This is a genomic window from Anaeromicrobium sediminis (genome assembly GCF_002270055.1).
Taxonomy (GTDB): domain Bacteria; phylum Bacillota; class Clostridia; order Peptostreptococcales; family Thermotaleaceae; genus Anaeromicrobium; species Anaeromicrobium sediminis.
Map to the genome: position 1 here is coordinate 43,269 of NZ_NIBG01000017.1, position 22,742 is coordinate 66,010.

26 protein-coding genes are annotated in these 22,742 nt (G+C 33.3%); all 26 read right to left on the reverse strand.

Annotated features, from left to right (window positions below; genetic code table 11):
* Positions 1 to 22: 22 nt before the first annotated feature.
* Positions 23 to 574, reverse strand: a complete 552-nt coding sequence (atpE, locus tag CCE28_RS23035) for an ATP synthase F0 subunit C (RefSeq protein ID WP_242972998.1) — start codon at positions 572 to 574, stop codon at positions 23 to 25.
* A gap of 25 nt (positions 575 to 599) precedes the next feature.
* Complete coding sequence (gene atpB, locus CCE28_RS16000) at positions 600 to 1,295, reverse strand: F0F1 ATP synthase subunit A (protein WP_095134740.1); 696 nt, start codon at positions 1,293 to 1,295, stop codon at positions 600 to 602.
* Positions 1,295 to 1,702: an ATP synthase subunit I gene (locus CCE28_RS16005; RefSeq protein ID WP_207652914.1), complete on the reverse strand. Its 408-nt coding sequence runs from the start codon at positions 1,700 to 1,702 to the stop codon at positions 1,295 to 1,297. The genes atpB and CCE28_RS16005 overlap by 1 nt, the downstream gene beginning before the upstream one ends.
* A gap of 164 nt (positions 1,703 to 1,866) precedes the next feature.
* Positions 1,867 to 2,082, reverse strand: a complete 216-nt coding sequence (locus tag CCE28_RS16010; protein WP_095134742.1) for an AtpZ/AtpI family protein — start codon at positions 2,080 to 2,082, stop codon at positions 1,867 to 1,869.
* A gap of 432 nt (positions 2,083 to 2,514) precedes the next feature.
* Entirely contained in the window at positions 2,515 to 3,165 is a 651-nt protein-coding gene (locus CCE28_RS16015; RefSeq protein WP_095134743.1) for a 3-oxoacid CoA-transferase subunit B, read from the reverse strand.
* Positions 3,166 to 3,168: 3 nt separating this feature from the next.
* The gene (locus CCE28_RS16020; RefSeq protein ID WP_095134744.1) at positions 3,169 to 3,816 is read right to left on the reverse strand and encodes a CoA transferase subunit A; all 648 of its coding nucleotides are present in this window, start codon (positions 3,814 to 3,816) and stop codon (positions 3,169 to 3,171) included.
* A 405-nt stretch (positions 3,817 to 4,221) separates the two neighbouring features.
* Positions 4,222 to 5,040, reverse strand: a complete 819-nt coding sequence (locus CCE28_RS16025; RefSeq protein WP_095134745.1) for a BKACE family enzyme — start codon at positions 5,038 to 5,040, stop codon at positions 4,222 to 4,224.
* A gap of 91 nt (positions 5,041 to 5,131) precedes the next feature.
* Positions 5,132 to 6,499 (reverse strand): aspartate aminotransferase family protein, encoded by a 1,368-nt coding sequence (locus tag CCE28_RS16030; protein WP_095134746.1) that lies wholly within the window; start codon positions 6,497 to 6,499, stop codon positions 5,132 to 5,134.
* 196 nt (positions 6,500 to 6,695) lie between these two features.
* Entirely contained in the window at positions 6,696 to 7,976 is a 1,281-nt protein-coding gene (locus CCE28_RS16035) for a dicarboxylate/amino acid:cation symporter (protein ID WP_095134747.1), read from the reverse strand.
* A 291-nt stretch (positions 7,977 to 8,267) separates the two neighbouring features.
* On the reverse strand, positions 8,268 to 8,603 hold the full coding sequence (locus tag CCE28_RS16040; protein ID WP_095134748.1) for a DUF3870 domain-containing protein: 336 nt from the start codon (positions 8,601 to 8,603) through the stop codon (positions 8,268 to 8,270).
* Complete coding sequence (locus tag CCE28_RS22325) at positions 8,603 to 8,755, reverse strand: hypothetical protein (protein ID WP_176461875.1); 153 nt, start codon at positions 8,753 to 8,755, stop codon at positions 8,603 to 8,605. The genes CCE28_RS16040 and CCE28_RS22325 overlap by 1 nt, the downstream gene beginning before the upstream one ends.
* Before the next feature lie 38 nt (positions 8,756 to 8,793).
* Positions 8,794 to 9,912: a non-hydrolyzing UDP-N-acetylglucosamine 2-epimerase gene (gene wecB / locus CCE28_RS16045; protein WP_095134749.1), complete on the reverse strand. Its 1,119-nt coding sequence runs from the start codon at positions 9,910 to 9,912 to the stop codon at positions 8,794 to 8,796.
* Between the two features lie 43 nt (positions 9,913 to 9,955).
* Positions 9,956 to 10,984, reverse strand: a complete 1,029-nt coding sequence (locus CCE28_RS16050; protein WP_095134750.1) for a glycosyltransferase family 4 protein — start codon at positions 10,982 to 10,984, stop codon at positions 9,956 to 9,958.
* Positions 10,985 to 11,096: 112 nt separating this feature from the next.
* Positions 11,097 to 11,537, reverse strand: coding sequence for a deoxycytidylate deaminase (locus CCE28_RS16055; protein ID WP_095134751.1), 441 nt, complete (start codon positions 11,535 to 11,537; stop codon positions 11,097 to 11,099).
* Positions 11,538 to 11,698: 161 nt separating this feature from the next.
* Positions 11,699 to 12,328 carry a uracil phosphoribosyltransferase gene (gene upp / locus CCE28_RS16060; RefSeq protein WP_095134772.1) on the reverse strand — a complete coding sequence of 210 codons (630 nt, stop codon included), beginning with the start codon at positions 12,326 to 12,328 and terminating at the stop codon, positions 11,699 to 11,701.
* Positions 12,329 to 12,344: 16 nt separating this feature from the next.
* Positions 12,345 to 12,794 carry a ribose 5-phosphate isomerase B gene (rpiB, locus tag CCE28_RS16065; protein WP_095134752.1) on the reverse strand — a complete coding sequence of 150 codons (450 nt, stop codon included), beginning with the start codon at positions 12,792 to 12,794 and terminating at the stop codon, positions 12,345 to 12,347.
* Positions 12,795 to 12,943: 149 nt separating this feature from the next.
* Positions 12,944 to 13,390, reverse strand: a complete 447-nt coding sequence (locus CCE28_RS16070; protein WP_095134753.1) for a low molecular weight protein arginine phosphatase — start codon at positions 13,388 to 13,390, stop codon at positions 12,944 to 12,946.
* 49 nt (positions 13,391 to 13,439) lie between these two features.
* On the reverse strand, positions 13,440 to 14,489 hold the full coding sequence (locus tag CCE28_RS16075; protein WP_095134754.1) for an L-threonylcarbamoyladenylate synthase: 1,050 nt from the start codon (positions 14,487 to 14,489) through the stop codon (positions 13,440 to 13,442).
* A 119-nt stretch (positions 14,490 to 14,608) separates the two neighbouring features.
* Positions 14,609 to 15,331: a ZIP family metal transporter gene (locus CCE28_RS16080; RefSeq protein WP_095134755.1), complete on the reverse strand. Its 723-nt coding sequence runs from the start codon at positions 15,329 to 15,331 to the stop codon at positions 14,609 to 14,611.
* Between the two features lie 45 nt (positions 15,332 to 15,376).
* Positions 15,377 to 16,537, reverse strand: a complete 1,161-nt coding sequence (locus tag CCE28_RS16085; protein ID WP_095134756.1) for a cation:proton antiporter — start codon at positions 16,535 to 16,537, stop codon at positions 15,377 to 15,379.
* Between the two features lie 394 nt (positions 16,538 to 16,931).
* A complete protein-coding gene (prfA, locus tag CCE28_RS16090) occupies positions 16,932 to 17,999 on the reverse strand; it encodes a peptide chain release factor 1 (protein ID WP_095134757.1) in 1,068 nt (355 codons plus the stop codon).
* A 47-nt stretch (positions 18,000 to 18,046) separates the two neighbouring features.
* Positions 18,047 to 18,907, reverse strand: a complete 861-nt coding sequence (gene prmC / locus CCE28_RS16095) for a peptide chain release factor N(5)-glutamine methyltransferase (RefSeq protein WP_095134758.1) — start codon at positions 18,905 to 18,907, stop codon at positions 18,047 to 18,049.
* Entirely contained in the window at positions 18,901 to 19,851 is a 951-nt protein-coding gene (locus tag CCE28_RS16100; RefSeq protein ID WP_242972999.1) for a DUF1385 domain-containing protein, read from the reverse strand. The genes prmC and CCE28_RS16100 overlap by 7 nt, the downstream gene beginning before the upstream one ends.
* Positions 19,852 to 20,146: 295 nt before the next feature.
* Positions 20,147 to 20,725 (reverse strand): thymidine kinase, encoded by a 579-nt coding sequence (locus tag CCE28_RS16105; protein WP_095134759.1) that lies wholly within the window; start codon positions 20,723 to 20,725, stop codon positions 20,147 to 20,149.
* Between the two features lie 113 nt (positions 20,726 to 20,838).
* Entirely contained in the window at positions 20,839 to 21,042 is a 204-nt protein-coding gene (gene rpmE / locus CCE28_RS16110) for a 50S ribosomal protein L31 (RefSeq protein ID WP_095134760.1), read from the reverse strand.
* Positions 21,043 to 21,175: 133 nt separating this feature from the next.
* The gene (gene rho, locus CCE28_RS16115) at positions 21,176 to 22,648 is read right to left on the reverse strand and encodes a transcription termination factor Rho (RefSeq protein WP_095134774.1); all 1,473 of its coding nucleotides are present in this window, start codon (positions 22,646 to 22,648) and stop codon (positions 21,176 to 21,178) included.
* Positions 22,649 to 22,742 lie beyond the last annotated feature (94 nt).

The following is a 22,742-nucleotide window of genomic DNA, read 5'->3' on the forward strand; positions in this document are numbered from 1 at the left end:
ATTTTTTTGTTTTTTTACTATACTACATTAAATTAATAAGTGGATTTGCAAACATTAATATAAGTGCAACTATAAGGGCGTAAATACCTGTAGTTTGCGCTACGGCTTGACCTAAGATCATAGTCTTTAATATTCCTGGTTTTTGCTTAGGCCTTCTTCCAACACCTTCTGCACCTTTACCTGCTGCATAACCCTGGCCAATTCCAGGTCCTATACCACCTATCATGGCAAATCCTGCTCCAATTGCAGATGCTGCCAGTATTAATTTGTGACCTGTTTGATTTATGATTGGATTACCAAACAGTAAGATTAAAGCTATAACTAAGGATAAAATACCTGAAGTCTCTGCAATACCTGCTCCAAGTAGCATTACCATAGTTGCATCTTTTGAGGATTTTGGGTTTATACTCGTTGCTTCAGCACCTTTACCTGCAGCATAACCTTGTCCAATTCCAGGTCCAATCCCTGCTATCATGGCAAGTCCTGCTCCAATTGCTGATGCAGCCAATATTAAAACCTTTGTATCAAACGAAAGTAGCCAGTCTATAAAAATTGTTATGAAGTTACCCTCCATCATTTCACCTCCAGTCTGACCTTTCTTAATCAATAGCCATTGCTACAAATACCATTGTTAGCATGGCAAATATGAATGATTGTAACACCCCAGAGAATACATCAAAATAGATGTGAAGGGGTACTGGGATTGCTGTTTGTAAAAACGGGATAGAACTTCCAAGTAATGTACTTGCATATCCTAAACCTGAATATAGTAGTGACATTATAATAAGTCCACCAACTATATTACCAAACAAACGGAAACCTAATGAAATAGGTGTAGCTAACTCTCCAATCAAGTTAAGAGGTAGCATAACGAAAAATGGCTCTGTAAATCCCTTTAAATATCCTCCCACTCCCTTAGATTTCATACCAAATCCATGAATCATAAAGAATGTTAGAAAAGCCAGGGCCATTGTAGTGTTTGCATCTGCTGTAGGTGGTCTTAATGATGTTAAACCTAGCAGATTGGCAAATACTAAGTAAATCATAAGAGTTCCTATGTAAGGAGCAAATCCAATTTTATCTTTTCCCATAGTCTGAGATACTAGTCCATAGATTCCATCTACAAGAGCTTCTACACCACCTTGAAACCCCTTTGGTATCTTGCTTAAATTCTTTCCTGCTACATAAGAAAAGATTATTAGGAATATCATGATTATCCAAGTATTAGTTACAGTTTCTGTAATAGGTATTCCTCCTATTTCAAAAATAATTCTTGGGCCAAATCCTCCATCCACTATTCGTCCTCCTTTCTGCCAAAAATCCTCATATAATAAGCTTTATCATTAAACAGATTAGTACCTAATATTACTATCTTAATAAGCACTAATCCTATTATTACCCCAATTACATTTAAATAATCCGCCTTAATTGCCACATATAAAACTAATCCAGTTATTATGTATCTAAGAAAATATCTACTTGTGGCATATACTTGAGCTTGTCTTGGTTCCATCTCAGATGCCTTTTCCAGTGTCATAGCTAATAATCTGAAGTTTAGCATTCCTATACTCGTTCCAAATATTAAAGCCATTATTATTGGCTTTGAATTATCAAATAATATAGTAGCTATTGTTCCTATAACAAATGCAGATAATATGGTATATTTATAAGTTTTAAGTTGCAAGTCTCTTGTAAAGGACAAAACTACACTTCCCTTCTTAAAGGATTTCCATGTATCAAATGTCATTTTGATTGTTGTCTGAATTATTAATTGCATTAGTTAGAATTTATAGTCTTTTTTGTCATTTTTGAATACTGTAAATTTTTAGAATTTTCACTTTGTAAGTTTAAGTCATTTGACATTTGTCACTTTTTTTCGTCAAAGTTTTTAATGATTAGTTTGTATATATTTAGAAAAGCACTTATTACTCCTAATATTATGAATATTAACATGAAGATATATCTAGTTCCTATTAATTGGTCTAAATACTTACCTATGTAGAGGCATCCACCTATGGTCACTACCATGATTATGCCCAATTGACTTACTAATGTAAGATTTTTAAATATCTCTCTTTTCATTCTCTTCATTCCCCTAGTAATAATTATAGCACTTGTGTAAAAATATACAAGACTCCTTTTGTTGACATATTTTTAACACAGTCTATGCAAATGTTTTCCTTTTGCAATTCACGAGGCTCAAACTTTCAAGTTGAATATCTTAATTTTTTATTAACATGTCTATCATACCTTCCATAGAGTTTTAAAAAATAATTTTCTGTAACTGTTACCTAGACTTAGTTACACATAAATCTTATAATTCCATTATGTTTTTTTAAACATATGAATAAGTATTCATGAATTGAAGTTCATTTTGAAAACTTTTATATTTTTTTAACAATCATGATTATTTTTTAACCCCGATTAAATAATTATAAAAAAAAGTTTTGAAAAAATTTTTTTTAAACTTTCAAAATTAAAAGTCCCATACATAGTATGGGACTTTTTTCTTTATTATATTTCCATTTTCTTTAAGTTTTCAGAAATTATTAATTCTGCTTCTGTAGCATTTTTTACATCTTCAATTGAGAAGTCTGGATTAATCTCAAGAAGTACGATTCCGTCCTTAGTTACTTCCATAACTCCCATTTCTGTAATAATCATATTAACTTGGTTTGCTGCTGTTAATGGTAATTTGCACTCTTTTAAGATCTTAGGTTTTCCCTTAGCAGTATGAGTCATAGATATAATAACCTTCTTAGCTCCTACAACTAAGTCCATAGCACCGCCCATTCCTGGAACCAATTTACCAGGAATCATCCAGTTAGCTAAGTTTCCTTTTTCATCTACTTGTAAGGCACCTAAAACTGTTACGTCCACATGGCCACCCCTAATAATAGAGAATGACATGGCACTATCAAAAAATGCAGCTCCAGGAACAGCTGTTACAGGCTGTCCTCCAGCATTCACAAGATCCATATCAGCATCTTCTGCTGCTGGTGCAGGTCCAAGACCTACGAATCCATTCTCAGACTGTAATGTAACGTCCATATCAGATGGTATGTAATTAGCAACCATAGTAGGTAGTCCAATACCTAAGTTTACCACATCTCCATCATGTAATTCCTTTGCAACTCTTCTAGCTATAATTTCTTTAACATTCATATTCTACACCTCCACAATATAATCTACAAATAGGGCAGGAGTCATAACATCAGTAGCATCTATTTCACCAATTTCTACTACCTTTTCTGCTCCTACTATAACTGTATCTGCAGCTGTAGCTATAAGTGGATTAAAGTTTCTAGTTGCTTTATTGAAATACAGATTACCTTTTTTATCTGCTATTGAAGCTCCTACTAAAGCAATATCAGCTCTTAAAGGCTTCTCTAATAAGTATACCTTACCATCTACTTCAATCTTTTGCTTTCCTTCTTCTACTATAGTACCTACTCCTGTAGGAGTTAAAATTCCTCCAAGACCATTTCCACCAGCACGTACTCTTTCAGCTAGTGTTCCTTGTGGTACTAATTCACATTCTATTTCACCAGAATTCATTTGAACTCCTACTTCAGGATTTAATCCTACATGTGATGCAATAACCTTCTTAACTTGTTTGCTCACTACAAGTTTTCCAACTCCTCTATCTGGCCATCCTGCATCATTAGCAATAATAGTTAAATCTTTTACACCTTTTTCTACTAAAGCATCCATAAATTTTTCTGGTGTTCCACAAGCCATAAATCCACCAACCATAATAGTCATACCGTCTTTAATTAGATTCATAGCCTCTTCTAGTGTTGTAATTTTGCTCATATAAACACCCCCGTTTTTATATTAATTAACAAATGTATTACAACTGTATTGCTACCTTATATATTGTAACACATTTATAGGAAAATGATTGCCCATTTTTAAAATTTATTTTGTTAACTTTTTGTTTTTCGACTTAAGAAATTCCGTTATTCTACAATTCGTGACAAATATTGCATTTAATTATTACCTTCTAATAGCTAATAATTAAAAATACCTCTTCCCTAGATATTAATCTTTAATCATTAGCCATTAAATATGATGGAGACAGTTACTAAATTATATACTGAAGGAATATATAAAATACTAACGGTCCCCCTATACCATTTTAAAAGTCAAAGTTAATAACCTAAAGCCAACGTACAGTGTCCATTAATCCTAGGTCACTAACTCTTAACTAATAACCTATTATTTCATTCCTAATATTACTCTTGCTTCCTCCGGTGTAGCTATTTCTCTTCCAAATTCCTTAGCAATTCTAACTACCCTTTCTACCAGCATAGAATTAGAAGCTAATGTATCCTTATCATACTTAATCACATCTTCAAGACCAGTTCTCACATGTCCACCTAACATAATTGCCATGGCAATCATATCTACTTGACATCTACCAATTCCAGATACGGAGAATGTGGATCCTGCTGGTAGAGATTCTACCATGTGAAGTAGGTTCTTTGGAGTACCAGCTATAGAACCAGGCACATTCATAACTAGGTTAAAGTGTACAGGTGCCTTTAATATACCCTTTTTAATAAATCTCTTCGCATTATCAATCATACCTACATCAAAGGCCTCAACCTCTGGCTTAAGATTATTATCATACATCTTAGTTGCTAAAGCCTTAATTAAGTCTGGTGAATTGGCATTTACACTTGTTGGGAAGTTTGAAGAACCAGTAGATAAACTTGCCATTTCAGCTCCAGGTATATCTAACATTTGACCTCTCCACTCAAGTGTATTTTCTCCACCACGAGCACCAGTAGACACTTGTCTTATAATATCCACATTTTCTTCATCTAATTTTCTTAGAACCTCTTCAAATAATTCCCTTTTACTTGTTGGTTTTTCATTTTCATCCCTTACATGTATGTGTGCCACAGCAGCACCTAATTCTCTACATTTTTTAATATCCTCTACTATTTCATCAATTGTAACAGGAGTATGAGGATTTAATTCCTTTGTAGGAACATTTCCAGTATGTGCAATAGTTATAACTAATTTCTCCATAATAGCCTCCTTATTCGTTATGGGTTTGGAGTTTAGGGTTAGGGGTTTAAATCAAACTCTTATCCCTAAACCCTAATCTCTTAACCTCTTTCTATATTTCGTATCCTAATTCTTTACAAGTCTTTTGAATTCCAGCTTCAAAGGAAGCGAATAACTCATCTACTTCTTCTTTTGTTATATTAACTGGCGGTGCTATTAGGCAGTGATCTCCTCTTACTCCATCTACACTTCCTCCACCAGGATAAATCACTAAACCTTCTTCTAAACAATGATTAGTTAACATACCCTTTACTGCTTTTTTAGTGTCAAATGGTTCTTTAGTGTCTTGATCTTTAACGAACTCAATACCAATCATTAATCCCTTACCTCTAATATCTCCTACGATAGGATATTTGTATAGAGTTTGGATTTTTTCCATTAAGTAATCTCCCATAACAGCAGCATTTTCTACAAATCCTTCTCTTTCCATTATTTCAATTACTTTGTGAGCAATTCCACAAGATAATGGATTTCCTGCATAAGTGTGTCCATGAACAAAGTGTCCAGAACCTTCTACCATTATTGTATTAAATATTTTATCGCTAGCAATACAAGCTCCCATTGGAGTATATCCACAGCTCATTCCCTTAGCTGTAGTTATAATATCTGGAACTACATCAAAATGCTCCATCGCAAATTTCTTACCAGTTCTACCAAATCCAGCCATTACTTCATCTACTATTAATAATACGTCATACTTATCACAAATAGCTCTAACCATTTCAAAGTAAGTCTTAGTAGGGTGAACTCCTGGAGCTGCAGATCCTACAACTGGCTCCGTAATAAATGCAGCCACATTATCTGCTCCAATTCTTATGATTTCAGCTTCTAGAGCCTCAGCAGCCTTTATACTAGTTTCTTCTAATGTTTCACATCCCCATGGATTTCTATAGTGATAAAATTGTGGAATCTTAGGGAAATTAATTAACATTGGGTCATATATTTTTCTTCTTCCAGTGATACCTGTCATTGATAATGATCCCATAGTATTTCCATGGAATGAGTTCCACTTAGAGATAACTTTCCACTTAGAGCTTGATGCTCCATCTCTTTCAACAAAGTATTGTCTTGCCATTTTAATAGCAGTTTCAGTAGATTCAGATCCACCAGATACGAAGTATACATGGTTTAAATCTCCTGGTGCCCACTCTGCAACTTTAGCAGCACAATCTTCAATAGAGTCTACTGTCCATCTAGAAAGATGTGTAAATGCAATTCTTTCAACATGCTCTTTAACATACTCTGCCACTTCTTTATTTCCATGTCCAATATTAGCTACAGCTGATCCTGAACAACCATCTAAATATTTCTTTCCCTTTTCGTCATAAAGGTAAACACCTTCGCCTTTTACGATTTTTGGATAATGCCAATTTTGATTTCTGTAAAACACATGATTTTTAGGTGCCTTATTAAGACTCATAATTAACTCCCCTTTTTTGTTATTAATTTTATAATTTTATTAATTTATTATCTTTTTAAATAACTTGCAATGAGTCACAGGTGACGAGTAATTCATTCATATATTTTTCACCCTTCACCTGTATCCCATTACCATACTGACATAATATGTACGGATGGTCAATAACCATCTCAAATTATTGTACCATATTGATTAACTATGCAACTCTCTTAACAGGAATACTCTCCTTGTCAAATGTCTTTCTATCTAAGTCACCTTCCATACCAGCAACTGCTGTAGCAACTACTAAGTCTCCTAAAGCATTAGTTGAAGTATGTGCTTGGTCTACTATTCTATAGATTCCTGCAACTAGGGCAATACCATCTAGTGGAAGACCCATTCCCGTAAGTAATGCAATACTGATTAAAAGACCAACTTGTGGTACAGCTGCACAACCAACTGATAATAATGTAGCTTGAAGTACTAGCATAGCTTGCATTTTAAAGCTTAAAGGAATTCCATAAATTTGTGCTGCAAATAAAACTATTATTCCAAAGTAAATTGATGTTCCATTCATATTAGCTGTAGCTCCAAGTGGTAATATGAAACTTGCATTTTCTTTTGGTAATCCCAATTCTTCATCTGCAATTCTCATTGTTACAGGTAGTGTTGCCATAGAACTACAAGTACTAAAGGCAACTAACCAAGTTTGGAATGCTTTTTTATAGAATTTGATTGGGTTTACCTTTGCAAATACCATTAATACTAATGTATAAATCACAGCGATATGAATAAATGATGCTAAGTAATCTGCTAGGATGAACTTTGATATTGGTCCAAAGATTTTTAAACCAAACTTTGTAGTAGCCTTAGCCATTAGTCCGAAAACTCCATATGGTGTAAACTTAACTACAATGTCTGTAATCTTAAACATTACTTCAGATACCTTATCTACTAAATCAATAAGTTCTTTTCCCTTTTGGCCCATCATTAAAAGTGCTGCTCCAATGAATACACTAAATGAAATTATATGAAGCATTTCACCCTTTGCCATAGATTCAACTGGGTTTTTAGGGAAGAAGTTTAAAATAGTATCAGCTATTCCTGGAAGTTCTTTAACCTCTACTGCCTGTGCCGCTTCTCCTAATTGGATTCCAGCTCCTGGCTGAATAATATGTGCCACAATTAATCCTATTGTAACAGCACAGAATGCCGTTGCAAAGAATAAGGCAACTGCTTTAATACCTATACTTCTTAGTTTTTTCAAGTCCCCTAGGTTGGCAACTCCACTAATTATTGAGAAAAATACTAAAGGTACAACTACCATTCTAATTAGTCTTAAGAATAAATCCCCTAATAAAGCAAATACTGGAACAATCTTAGCTATAGTTGCATTGTCTTCGCCACCCATTGTACTGAATATAAATCCAACAGTAGCCCCTAAAATCAATCCTATAAAGATTTTGTGAAATAATTTTAACTTAAATTTCTGTTTCATTTGTCTCCTCCTTAGTGTCTATATTAATGACTAACAATTCTTTATCTCCTCTTTAGAAGTGAAGATAAGAAATTGTAGAATCACTAGATGGATCAGCTAAAATTCAGAATACCTTCTTAATTTTAGTTTCATCCTGGTTAAGTATATAGTGCTTATGAATTTGTGGCAAAATTCACAGGCAATAAAAAAATCCACTGAAGAGACATAATCATAAATATAATTATATCATCCTCACTGGATTCTACTTACTATTAATTATGCGGAAACATAATCTTGCAAATAAAGCAGCGCTTAATATAAAGTTTTCTTCCATTCCAAATACTTTAAGTATGTGGATTTAGTTGCAACACAAAGGGCCTTTTGGGCCATTCCATGATAACGTTTTTTTATTATTTCTAACAAATTGTCTATACCATTTTTTTGAAGATCATATCCAACAAATATACTTTTTAAAAATTGTCTAGCTTCTTGTGTAAGTAAGGTGCAGGATACATCTTCTATAATTTCCGTATCTGGATTTATAATCATTCCTAAACCTACAACCTTATGAACGTGAGCTGCTGATATGTCTGATGGTAATTTAGCATAAGATATGAAATACACGGAATTACTACTATACTGTTCCATTAATCTTCACTCACTATCTTTTTAAGTAAATTGTACTCCATTTGCCTAATACTATCAATACCTAATATTTGTATATATAGGAGCTTAATACCTATTCTCATTTGTTTTTCTCCTGCATACTTTTGTTTATTCACTTTTTTGATATTTTTCATTTAGATTCTAAACTTTTAGTTTTAGCCCACATCTCTCATTAATTTTCAAAGTATTCTTTTATAGCTTCAACTATTCTCTTACATGCATTTCCATCCCCATAGGGATTTACTGCATTTGCCATTTCTTTATATGCCTCATTATCTTCTAATAATTTCTTAGTCATTTCATATACTCTATTTCTTTCTACCCCTGCCATTTTTACAGTTCCCGCGTCCACAGCTTCTGGTCTTTCCGTTTCAGTACGAAGAACCAATACAGGTTTACCAAGGGCTGGTGCTTCTTCTTGGATACCACCTGAGTCTGTAAGTATTAAATCACATTTGTTTATCAAGTTAGCAAATGGTTCATAGTCAAGGGGTTCTATTAGATTTACCCTTGGGACTTGTCCTAATATGGAGTTTGCTAAATCTCTCACCTTTGGATTTAAATGTACAGGGAATATTACTTCCACATTTTCAATTTCCTGCACAACGTCCTTTATGGCACTAAATATATCTTCCATAGGTTGTCCTAAGTTCTCACGTCTATGACAAGTTAATAGAATTGTCTTTTTATTTTTATAATCTATATTGTTAAGTACTTCATTCTCAAATACATAGTCTTCCTTAATAACCTTAAACAATGCATCTATAACTGTATTTCCTGTTAAATATATGTTTCCCTTTATTCTTTCGTTTAAAAGATTATGCTCATTTCCCTTTGTTGGACAAAAATGCATATCTGCTAAATTACCCGCTAAGGTTCTATTCATCTCTTCTGGATAAGGAGAGTATTTATTCCCACTTCTTAAACCAGCTTCCACGTGGCCTATTTTCACTTTATGGTAAAAAGCAGCTAAAGATCCTGCCAAGGTAGTAGTAGTATCTCCATGAACTAGTATAATATCTGGCTTTGCTTCTTTTATTACATTATCTAAACCTTCTAATGCCCTTGCCGTTATTTGAGTTAAGCTTTGGCCTGGTTTCATTATATTTAAATCATAGTCTGGTTTTATACTAAATAATTCTAATACTTGATCTAGCATTTCCCTATGCTGAGCTGTAACACAAACTATGGACTCCATAGATTCTTCCTTTTCTATTTCCTTAACTAGTGGGGCCATTTTTATGGCTTCTGGCCTAGTTCCAAATATACTCATAACCTTTATTGTCTTCATTTCATATCCCCCTAATTAAAAACCAGGATTTTATCAACCCTGGTTATTTGTTTTTGCCTCTTATAGATTCTTTTCCTATACTTCTATATAGCGTTGTAGTTAAAAAGAATATTATTATAAAACAATATGCAAATTGATTATTACTTATTAAAACTGCACTTGCACCTAGTAGGGCGCTTATTAGATATAGGGTTAAAACTGTTCTCCTTTGCCCTAATCCTCTAGATAACAATCTATGATGTAAATGTCCCTTATCTGCTTCAAATATGGGTTTTCCATTTAAAAATCTTCTTATAATTGCAAATGCCGTATCAAATATAGGTAAACCTAATGCAAGAACTGGTACTATTGTAGCTATGGCTGTAGCACCCTTTAATACTCCTAAAATAGATATGGCAGATAAAATATAACCTAAGAATAATGATCCTGTATCTCCCATAAAAACCTTAGCAGGATTAAAGTTATAAGGTAAAAATCCTATAGCTGAACCTGCAACAGATAAAGTAAGCACCATAACAACTATATTGTTTGGATTCTGAATATAAGTTATATATGCTAAGGATAATGCAGCTATAGATGCTACTCCTGCTGCTAATCCATCTAATCCATCTATTAAATTTACTGTATTAGTTATTCCTACAACCCATATTATAGTTACAGGTATGGATAAATATAGAGGAAATCCAATCCATTTATCTGTTATTGGGTTACCAAAACCTTCAATGCTAATTCCCACACTAACTAATATGACAGCTGCTATTAGCTGACCCATAAATTTTTGCTTAGGAGATAATGGCTTAGTGTCATCCATAATTCCCATAATAACTATGACAGTACTTCCTGCAATTAATCCTATTATCTTTTTATCTATAGGAAGAGTTACTAATATACTAACTACAAATCCTAAAAATATGGCTAATCCACCCATCCTTGGAATAGGCTTTTTATGAACTCTACGGTTGTCCTTTGGCACATCTATAGCTCCTATTTTGTGAGCTAACTTAATAGCAAAAGGAGTCATAATACATGACACAATAAATGCCACCAACAAACTTATCATATATTTATACATTGTAACACTCCTATTTATTTTAATAGTCAAATTCCACTCATAGTTATTTTACATTAAACTAGAAAAAAACACAATGATTACGTAAATTTGGTTACTATTTTGTCATTATTTGTTAATCCATCCTAATTAGTTCTATCTTAGCTTCATTTAATAAATCCATGGATAATTCATCTGGGTAAGATCCTTTAAAATAAATCCTCTTTATGCCAGCATTTATGGCCATTTTAGCACATAATACACAGGGTTGCAGTGTAGCATATAAATCTGATCCTTCTATGGACACACCATGGAATGCTGCCTGTATTATGGCATTTTGCTCAGCATGAATACCTCTACATAATTCGTGTCTTTCTCCCGATGGTATGCCCATCTTTTCTCTTAGACATCCTATTTCTAGACAGTGTTTCGTATTAGATGGTGCTCCATTATATCCAGTAGACAAAAGTCTTTTATTTTTTACTATTACAGCTCCAACTTTTCTTCTCTTACAAGTAGATCTAGTTTTAGCCATCTCAGCCATTTCCATAAAATATGTGTTCCAATCAGGACGCATACTAATTCCCCCTTAGTATATTTTTCCTCTATATAATTGTTTAATCAAATTATTTTATCACATAAATCTTATATTTACCTTAAATAACCTGTTAAAAAAGGAGCAGTTTATACTGCTCCTAACTTTAGTTATGACTTTTTTTAAAGTTTTTTATACATGGATTATTTAGTACCAAATAATCTATCTCCAGCATCTCCAAGTCCTGGAACTATATAAGCATGATCATTTAATTTTTCGTCTAATGAACCTAAGTATATTTCCACCTCTGGATGTGCTTCTTGTACAGCTTTAACACCTTCTGGAGCAGCTATTAAACATACTAGTTTAATGTTTGAAGCTCCTCTATCCTTTATGAATTTAATTGCTGCAATGGCAGAACCACCAGTTGCAAGCATTGGATCTACTACTATTAATTCTCTCTCTTGAACATCTACTGGTAATTTACAATAATATTCTACAGGCTCTAAAGTATCAGGATCTCTATATAATCCTATATGTCCTACTTTAGCTGCAGGAACTAAACTTAAAAGACCATCTACCATTCCTAGTCCTGCTCTTAATATAGGAACTATTCCTAACTTTCTTCCAGCAATTACTTTGCTCTTAGTCTTGCATACAGGAGTTTCAATTTCAACTTCCTCTAAAGGAAGATTCCTAGTTACTTCATATCCCATAAGCATTGAAATTTCCTTTACAGCTTCACGAAATTCCTTTGAACCAGTATTTTTATCTCTTATGATACTAATCTTATGTTGGATTAAAGGGTGATCCATTACAAATACATTTTCCATACTCACAACTCCTCTTTTATTTATTATACTTCTTTTCAATCTCACCTATTAAATTTACTCGACGCTCATGTCTATCGCCTTCAAACTCAGTATTTAGCCATGCCTCCACAATAGTTAGTGCTAATCCCGGTCCTACTACACGCTCTCCTAGTGATAACATATTAGCATTATTGTGAGCCTTAGACATTTTTGCAGAAAAAACATCTGAAACTACTGCGCATCTAATTCCCGGCACTTTATTTGCAGCAAGAGATATGCCTATTCCTGTTCCGCAGCATAATATTCCGTAGTCGCATTTCTTTTCAGCTACAGCTACAGCTACTTTTTCTCCATATGCTGGGTAATCAACAGAGTCTACAGAGTTAGCACCAAAATCTTCATATGCAATATTCTTTTCTTCTAAGTACTCCTTAATAGCCTCTTTTAAATTATATCCTCCGTGGTCGCTACCTAAAGCTATCTTCATCCTTGCACCTCCATTACAGAAACTTAAATCTTCATTATTGTAGTGTATATTTGAAAAAAAGTCAAGTGTTGTTTTATGGTTGAGAGTTTAGAATTAAGGGTTTAGAGTTTAAATAACAAGTTCTTAATACTCAACCCTTAACCAGATTCTTATTTCAATTCATTAATTATAATTTCTAATAGTCTATTTATTTCATCTCTGCAAGCCTTGTATACATGCACATTCTGTCCATATGGGTCTAATATATTAATATCCCCATTTACTTTTCCATATTCCTTTAATGTATATATTTTATTTGAAATTTTAGGAATAATTTGTAATATTTTCTGTTTATGATTTTCTGTCATAGTTAATATTAAATCACTATTATTTATTAGTTCTCTTGTTATAGTGTTTGATTTATAATCCCTTATATTTATTCCTATTTCATCCATGGCCAGAATAGAATTCTCAGATGGGCTTAATCCATCCATTGTAAATATTCCAGCTGAATATATATTTATATTTAGATTGTGTTTTTCTATTAATTTTTTCATTAATGCCTCAGCCATAGGGCTCCTACAAGTGTTACCCGTACAGACAAATAGAATATTCATTTGTTCCTCCTGTTATTGTTCATTCTTTGTGGTTTAACCGCTAACCTTTTTAACACTTTATTATATTATAACCTGCTGCTTTGGTCATTCTATTCATTATGGCACTACCTAGGTGGGTACTTTCTATTCCCTCTGCAAAAATCATATCCACATCTGTCTCATCAAATAGTCTTAGCACATGAAACATATTTAGAGCTATGGTGCTTATTTTTTTTCTACTTCCCATGGAATATACAAGACCATCATATTTGTCCTTAGTTTCATCTGTACACATGATTCCTACCTTTTTCCCCTGGCTTACTGCTTCTTTTTTTAATTCTCTTATCTTTTTTGTAGTGTCCTCTAAGTGACCTATTACCATTACCACTTGAGCTTCTGGTGAGTAGTGGGTATATTTCATTCCTGGAGATTTTGGAGTTAAATCCTTTTTAAAATATCCTTCTATAGCTGGGTCCACTTTTATTTCCATATTTAAAGCTTCTTCAATTTCTTCCTTCGTAACTCCCCCAGGTCTTAAAATAGTAGGCACTTCTCCTGTGGCATCTATTACAGTGGATTCTAGTCCTATTTGAACGTCCCCACCACAAATTATTCCATCTACCCGATTTTCTAAATCTTTAACCACATGTTTTCCCTTAGTAGGAGATGGCTTTCCAGATATATTAGCACTTGGTGCTGCCACAGGAACCTTTGACATGCCTATTAATTGTCTTGCCATCCTATGGGATGGCATTCTAATGGCTACAGTGTTTAGTCCTCCTGTAGTGCAATTAGGAACCTTTTCTGTTTTATTTAATATTATAGTCAGTGGACCTGGCCAAAATTTTTCTATTAATAATTTAGCATTTTCATTAATATCTTTAGCCAATTCTTTTAATTGATCTTGGTGAGCTATATGTACTATTAAGGGGTTGTCCGACGGACGGCCCTTAGCTTGAAATATTTTTTTCACAGCTTCTTCTTTTAAGGCATTTGCCCCTATTCCATATACTGTTTCTGTAGGAAATGCTACTGTACCACCCTTATTTAGTATACTTGCACCTTCTCTTAATTCACTTTCTTCAAAATCATTGGGATCTATATTAAAAATCTTTGTCATTTGTTCCTCCTTGTTCATGCTCACGGTTAAGAGTTTAGAAATCTTAACTCTTAACCATTTTATCTATCCTTAAATTTATTCTAACAAAATACATTTGTCAATAAGTTTAATTATTTTATCTACATTTTAGTTATTAGTATTCCTAAAATAAAACCTATTAATATACCATAGGTTTGAATTTTTTTTGTAGATGCTTCTTTAGCCGATGGTATTAATTCACCGCAAGCTATGTACAACATACTTCCTCCAGCTAAACTTAAACATAAGCCTATAAAGTTTTGTGATATGTTCCCCAGTAGGGCTCCTATAAATGCTCCTATACCAATTGGTGCTCCTGCTAGCATAGTATATATTAATACTTCTAATCTATTTATTCCCCCCATTCTCATGGGAGTTGCCATACATATACCCTCTGGAATATTATGGACGGCTATAACTATAGATACACCAATTCCTAATGATTTAGTAAGTAAAAAAGCAGATCCTATAGCTAATCCCTCTGGGAAATTATGTAGTGCTACTCCAATTAATAATAAAAATCCTATTCTTCTATATTTATTACCACTCCTATTTCTCTTTCTCAATAAAGTTTCTATTAGGCTCATAACTATTATTCCTAGTATTAATCCAGCAATATTTATGGGAAGAGAAGTTATCTTAAAGGCTTCTTCTAATAAGTCAAAACATATTATCGATAGCATTAGTCCGCCTGATAATCCCATTATAAAACTTAGAATATTTCCTTTAATATCTGATACTAGTATAGATATTATTCCACCTATACCCGTTCCTATTACTCCTACCATGAAACCTATAATGCCTATTTCATATATATTTTCCATAAAAAAACCTCCCCATGTATATATATGGAAAGGTTTGTTTTTATATTACCTTTTCTCTAACTCATATCCTTTAAAACTCCACTTTAATAGGGATGGTGTCATAAGGGTTGTAGCCACTACAAGTACAATAGCTGAAGAAAACTCCTTATCTCCTATTAAGTTTAAAGAAAGGGCTAAGTTAGCTATGATTATGGATACCTCTGCCCTTGGAACCATGCCAATTCCCACTTGTAATGATTCTTTTACAGAAAAACCTGTGGCTCTTGCTCCAAATCCACAACCAAATATTTTTCCTATTATTCCTAACCCTAATAATATTAAACTAAATGTAATAGCATATCCCAGTTCATTTAATTCTACTCCTAATCCTATAGATACAAAAAATATAGGTGTAAAGAAGCTATCAGATACGATTTGTATATCATGGGATATTTTATGCCTATAAGGGGTCATAGAAAGTATTACTCCTGCAAAATAGGCTCCTGTTACAGCAGCTACCCCTAAATCCTCTGAAAGATAAGCCAATAGTACACAGAATATTAAGGAGTATGATACTATTACTCTTCTTAAATTAAATTTATGATGGATCTTAAGTACAACCTTTATTATTATATATCCCAGCACAAAGGTTATTATAAAGAAAGTTATTATTTTTAGTATTACACTTAAGACTCCACTTTCTGCATTTGGCCTTACCATACCTATTGTTAAGGTAAGAAGTATGATTCCTATAATATCATCTATAATGGCTGCTCCTAATATGGCTATACCCTGTTTAGATCTTAAAAAACCAATCTCTTTTAGGGTCTGAACAGATATACTTACACTGGTAGCAATAGATATAAGTCCTAGTATTATACTACTAGGCATACTTTGTCCCATTAGATATGCGGCTCCACTTACTAGTCCCATAGGCACAACTACTCCTAATATGGCTATGGCCGTAGAAGATTTCCCTGATGCTTTTAATTCATCCACATCCGTTTCAAGACCCGCTATGAACATTAAAAATATAACTCCAATTTCCGCTAATTGACCAACTAATTCTGTTTTTTCTATGAGATTTATTCCCAATAAAATCCCCACTATTATTTGCCCTAGAACTACAGGCTGCCTCAGCCGCCTACTTATTATCCCCCCAATTTGCGCTCCTAATAAAATAATACCAATATGCAACAAATACTCTAACTTGGGTGCTAGTTCCATAACCGATCCTTCTTTCTATATTTTTTAATACTTTTAATATAAACTATTCTACCACTATAAAATTGTCTTTTCAAATATGTATACAGAATATTTATATTATTACTAATTATGATATTTATTCGTCAATAAAAAGACTATTGAAGAGTTATATATGTTTATATTTTTAGTCAATTACTATAAATATATTATTATAAAAAATCATACTACGTATGATTCGTTATGGAACCCTATGGTTTCCTTCGACGATTACTATCGTAATCTGAACACCCTCCTTCAAAGAGGCAGGGGAATTCTTCCCCCACACCCCCTTATTTTTTTACTTATCGGCAGTTTTGAAAATTTATAATTTCATATAGAGTAAAAAAAGACGCCAAATTTATTTAGCGTCTTTTTATTATTCTATGCTTTTTAATTTCTCTGCTTGGTCTGTAGTAATTAATGAATCTATTATTTCGTCTATTACTCCATCTAGTATTTGATCTAATTTGTAAAGAGTTAAGTTAATTCTATGGTCTGTAACTCTTCCTTGTGGGAAGTTGTAAGTTCTAATTCTCTCACTTCTGTCTCCCGTACCAACTTGAGATTTTCTCTCTTGAGCTATCTCAGCATTTTGTGCTGCTAATTCTCTATCGTAGATTCTGGCCTTTAATATTTTAAATGCCTTATCCTTATTTTTAAGCTGAGATTTTTCATCCTGGCAAGATACAACTATACCTGTAGGTATGTGAGTAAGTCTTACGGCTGAGTCTGTAGTATTAACGGACTGACCACCATTTCCAGATGATCTGAATACATCTACACGTACATCATTCATATTAACATCTATTTCCACATCGTTTACTTCAGGTAAAACGGCTACAGTTGTGGTAGATGTATGGATTCTTCCACCAGATTCAGTAGCTGGGATTCTTTGTACTCTATGAACTCCACTTTCAAATTTAAGTCTAGAGTAAGCCCCCTTACCCTTGATCATAAATACAACTTCCTTTATTCCACCTACTCCAGTTTCACTTAAACTCATCATTTCAACTTTCCAACGTTGTCTTTCAGCATATCTTGTGTACATTCTAAGTAAATCAGAACCAAATAATCCTGCTTCATCTCCACCAGCACCAGCTCTAATTTCCACTAATACGTTTTTCTCATCATTAGGGTCCTTAGGAATTAATAATAATTTCAAGTTAGCTTCAATATCTGGAAGTCTATCTTCAAGATCACTTAATTCCATCTTAGCCATATCTCTGAATTCTTCATCATCACTTTCTTCTAAGATAGATTTGGCCTCTGCAATTCCGTCTTTAACTTCCTTATATTCCTTGTACTGATTAACTATAGGTTCCATATCCGATAATTCTTTAATATATTTTTGCCATACCTTTTGGTCACCTATAATTTCCGGGTCTGCAACTTTATTACTAAGGTCTTTATACTTATCTTCAATAAAATCTAATTTTTCAAACATTATATCACCTCGTAATGGATACTTTAACAGTTTATTTTATCATTTTTTTACTTTTTTATCAAGGTAGCCATGACTACCCTTTCAATACCGCTTAAATCCTTTATTTTTTCTATGTTTTCATACCTACCGTCATTTTTAAACAAATCTGCCACCAATTGTCCCTGGTCATGACCTACTTCAAAGGCTACTAATCCTTCTTCTCTTAAATAGTTTGGACTCATCCTTACTATTTTCCTATAAAAATCTAGACCATCTTCTCCGCCATCTAATGCAAGACGGGGCTCATACTTGGACACTTCTATCTGTAGGTCATCTATGTGCTTTTTAGGTATATAAGGGGGGTTTGATACGATTATATCCAATTTTTTCATAGAATCTTCATCTATTGGAGTAAATAAGTCTCCCTTTAAGAACTTTATTTCCTTTTCTCTCAAGTTATTCTTAGCATTTTTACCTGCCACCTTTAATGGAATGTCACTTATATCTACCCCATATAATTCTGTAGCATTAGTAAATTTTCCTAAACTTATTATTACGGCACCACTACCTACCCCTAATTCTAGTATGGATTTAGTTTCATTTTTCTTTGCCCAGTCTATAACTGCCTCTACTAATATTTCCGTATCAGGTCTTGGAACTAATACTCCAGTCTCCACGTAAAAATCCATTCCCATAAACTCTTGGTTATTAGTTATATATTGTAGAGGTATTCCACTCTTTCTTTTTTCTATAGATTCCATATATTTTGAGTATTCATCTTCACTTAATATATTATTCTTATTTATTATTAAAAATAATCTATCCTTTTTTATTATATTACATAAGAGAACCTCTGCATCTAACAGAGGTGTTCTCACTCTTTCTAAGTTTTCAAATCCTAATTCCAAGGCTTCCTTTATTGTTACCACAAGTCCATCTCCTCGTCTTTCACTATAACACTCTCAAGTGCCTTTATGGCCACTTCTATTTGTTTATCATCCGGTTCTTTAGTAGTTAGCTTTTGCATTAAAAGTCCTGGGTAACTTATCATACAAATGAACTTAGATCTTCTCTTTCCTGCCCATTTTATAATTTCATAGGATATGCCTCCTACTACAGGAATTAATACAAATCTAGATAGGACTCTCATCATTACACTAGGCCAACCTATAGTTGAGAATAATATTAAACTTATGATCATAACTATCATTAAAAAACTAGTTCCACATCTAGGATGTAGGGTTGTGAATTTCTTTACATTTTCCACTGTTAATGGTTGCCCGCTTTCATAGCAGTGGATAGTTTTATGCTCTGCACCATGATATTGAAATACCCTTTGTATATCCTTCATTCTAGATATTAAAACTATATATGCTACAAACATGAATATTCTTACAAAACCTTCTGCTAAATTTAAAGCTAAGTTACTAGTGGTAAATTTCTTTACAAATTGTGTAAGTAATGTGGGAGTTATGATAAAAAGTCCCACACCCATTACAAGGGCAAAGAACACGGACATGTATATTAGTATATCTCCAGTTTTATCTCCAAATTTATTTTCTATCCAAAGTTCAAACTTACTTTTCTTATAATCTTCTTCTTCCTCATAAAATTCTGCTGAATAAGTAAGAGCACGAACTCCCACTACCATGGAATCAATAAGGGCAAAGACACCTCTTATTAATGGCGTTTTTGCTATTTTACTTTTAAAAAGAGGACTTACTTTTTCTTTTTTTACTTCTATTTCAGAATCAGGCTTTCTTACGGCTATGGCAATATCCTCAGGACCTCTCATCATGACCCCTTCAATTATGGCCTGACCACCTATACTTGTGGGTCTTGCTTGTTTTAAAAATATTTTTTCAAAATCCACTCTAATCTTCCTCTCATAAATGTCCTATATTTGATTTTAGCACAAATTTTTATATATTGTAAATGTCCAAAGGTTGGTTAACCTATAAAAAAGCATACTCCGTATGCTTCGCTATGGAACCCTATGGTTCCCTTCGACGCAACTAAAGTTGCTGAACACCCTCCTTTAAAGAGGCAGGGGAATCCTTCCCCTACAACCCCTTCATTTTTTATCCATAGATTTTTATATATTATAATTTCCTTGGGGATAAAAAAAACCTTAAGCTTAAATATATTAAGTCTTAAGGTTTTATATATTAATCCCTTGGTACTTCGTGATGTAATCTACATCTAGCTTCATAACTTTCTGTAGCTCCCACTAAAATAGTAGGCTCATCGTACCCGGCAGGTTTTCCATTTATAAGTCTTTGTGTTCTATGGGCTGGATCTCCACAAATCATGCATACAGCTGTTATTTTGTCCACAAATTCTGCAATTGCTAAAAGTTCTGGTGTAGGTCCAAAGGGTTCTCCCCTAAAATCCATATCAAGCCCAGCTGCGATTACTCTTAGTCCCTTATTGGCTAATTGTCTTGCAACATTTACTACTTCCTTATCTAAAAATTGTACTTCGTCTATGGCAACTACTTCCGTATCCATGTCCACATGGCCTAATATTTCACATGCCTTTTCTATTAAAATTGCATCATTCTTTTGTCCACTGTGGGATACTACTTCATCCACACTATATCTGTTATCTATAGCAGGTTTAAATACTAGAACTTTTTGCTTTGCTATTTTTGCCCTCTTTGTTCTTCTTATTAATTCTTCACTTTTACCACTATACATAGGGCCAACTACAACTTCTATCCAACCATGGTGAGTGGGTCCGTACATTATTTTGTGCCTCCTTCATGTGTGTAAATCCGTATAACTTCTTTTTTGAAACAACAAAGGTTAGAGATTTAATCTCTAACCTATAGTATACATGTAGTATTAATCTAATAAGATTACTTATTAAGACCATATTTTTTATTGAATTTATCAACACGTCCACCTTGGTCAACAAGTTTTTGCTTTCCAGTGTAGAACGGGTGACATGCAGAACAGATTTCTACTCTGATTTCATCTTTCACAGAACCTGTCTCAAATTCGTTACCACAAGCACATCTTACGTTAATAGTTTTGTAATCTGGATGGATACCCTTCTTCATCGCCAGCTCACCTCTTTCTTTATTCATTTCTCTATGTTTAGTAATCAATTTACTCAATAACTATTACATTATAGCATATGTCAAATTATAGTTCAAGGTTTTTGTATATAACTTAACCATACATAATTAGCAATTATTTTAAGTTATTTTTTAGTGTGAATAAGAACTCTTCATTAGTTTTAGTTGCTGATAATCTAGTGATTATTTTACCTATAATCTCTTGAGTTGGATTATTTGATAAGGCCCTTCTTATTCTCCAGATAGACTCCAATTCCTTAGGAGATAAAAGTAAGTCTTCTCTTCTCGTTCCTGATTTGTTCACATCTATAGCTGGGAATATTCTCTTTTCAGATAGTTTTCTATCTAAATGAAGTTCCATATTACCAGTACCCTTAAATTCTTCAAATATTACATCGTCCATTCTGCTTCCCGTATCTACTAGGGCTGTGGCTAAAATAGTTAAACTTCCACCCTCTTCTATATTTCTAGCAGCTCCAAAGAATCTCTTTGGCTTATGTAGTGCTCCTGGATCTAAACCTCCAGATAGAGTTCTTCCCGTTGGAGGAATAGTCAAGTTATAGGCCCTAGCAAGTCTTGTAATACTATCCAATAATATTACTACATCTTTTCCCTGTTCCACTAGACGCTTGGCTCTATTTAAAACCATTTCAGCAACTTTAATATGATGACTAGGAAGTTCATCAAAGGTAGAATATATTACATCTCCCTTAATGGACCTTTGCATATCAGTAACTTCTTCCGGTCTTTCATCTATAAGAAGAACTATAATCTCTATATCTTCATAGTTTTTTGCAATATTATTAGCAATTTTTTTAAGTAAAATAGTTTTACCAGCCTTAGGTGGTGCTACTATAAGACCTCTCTGGCCTTTTCCTATGGGAGCTATTAAATCTATTAATCTTGTAGCTAAGTCTGTTTGAGAATATTCAAGGGTAATTTTTTCATCTGGATAAATAGGAGTAAGATTATCGAAATTTGGTCTCTTAACTGCCACATCTGGCGAGTCGCCATTTACTTTTTGAACATAAAGAAGAGCTCTAAATTTTTCAGCACTTTTTGGTGGGCGAGTAATTCCTGACACTTTATCTCCAGTTTTCAGGTTAAATCGTCTTATTTGAGAAGGAGATACATATACATCTTGTTCACTAGTTAGGAAGTTATCAAATCTTAAAAATCCAAATCCACCTTCTGTTATTTCAAGTACACCCTCCACATGGTTTACTTCCTTACTATTGTCTATTTCATTGTTAATTTTATCTGGGAGTGTTTTTCTATCCATATTTATAATTTTCTTAGGGGGTTGTGATTTTCTAGTTTGTGTATTTGTTCCGTCTGACCTTGTAGATTGTATTTTCTCAGATTTCATTTCTTTTAACTTAATGTTTTCATTCTCTTCCACTTTTACTTTACTATCCTCTATTGTTGTTTCTTCCTTACTATATTTTTTAATTTCCTCTATTAATTCTTTTTTCTTAAATTTACTTATCCCCTTTATGTCTAATTTCTTAGCCATGGTTCTAAGCTCATCTAGTTTCTTATTTTCTATATTATCTATTGGCAAATTTGCACCTCCGAAATCTCCCATAGATATAGGATTGCCATGTATGAACATAGTTTATACACATAGGCTAAAAGTTTAGAGTTGGAGTTTAGGTTTTAAAATATCTTAAACCTAAACT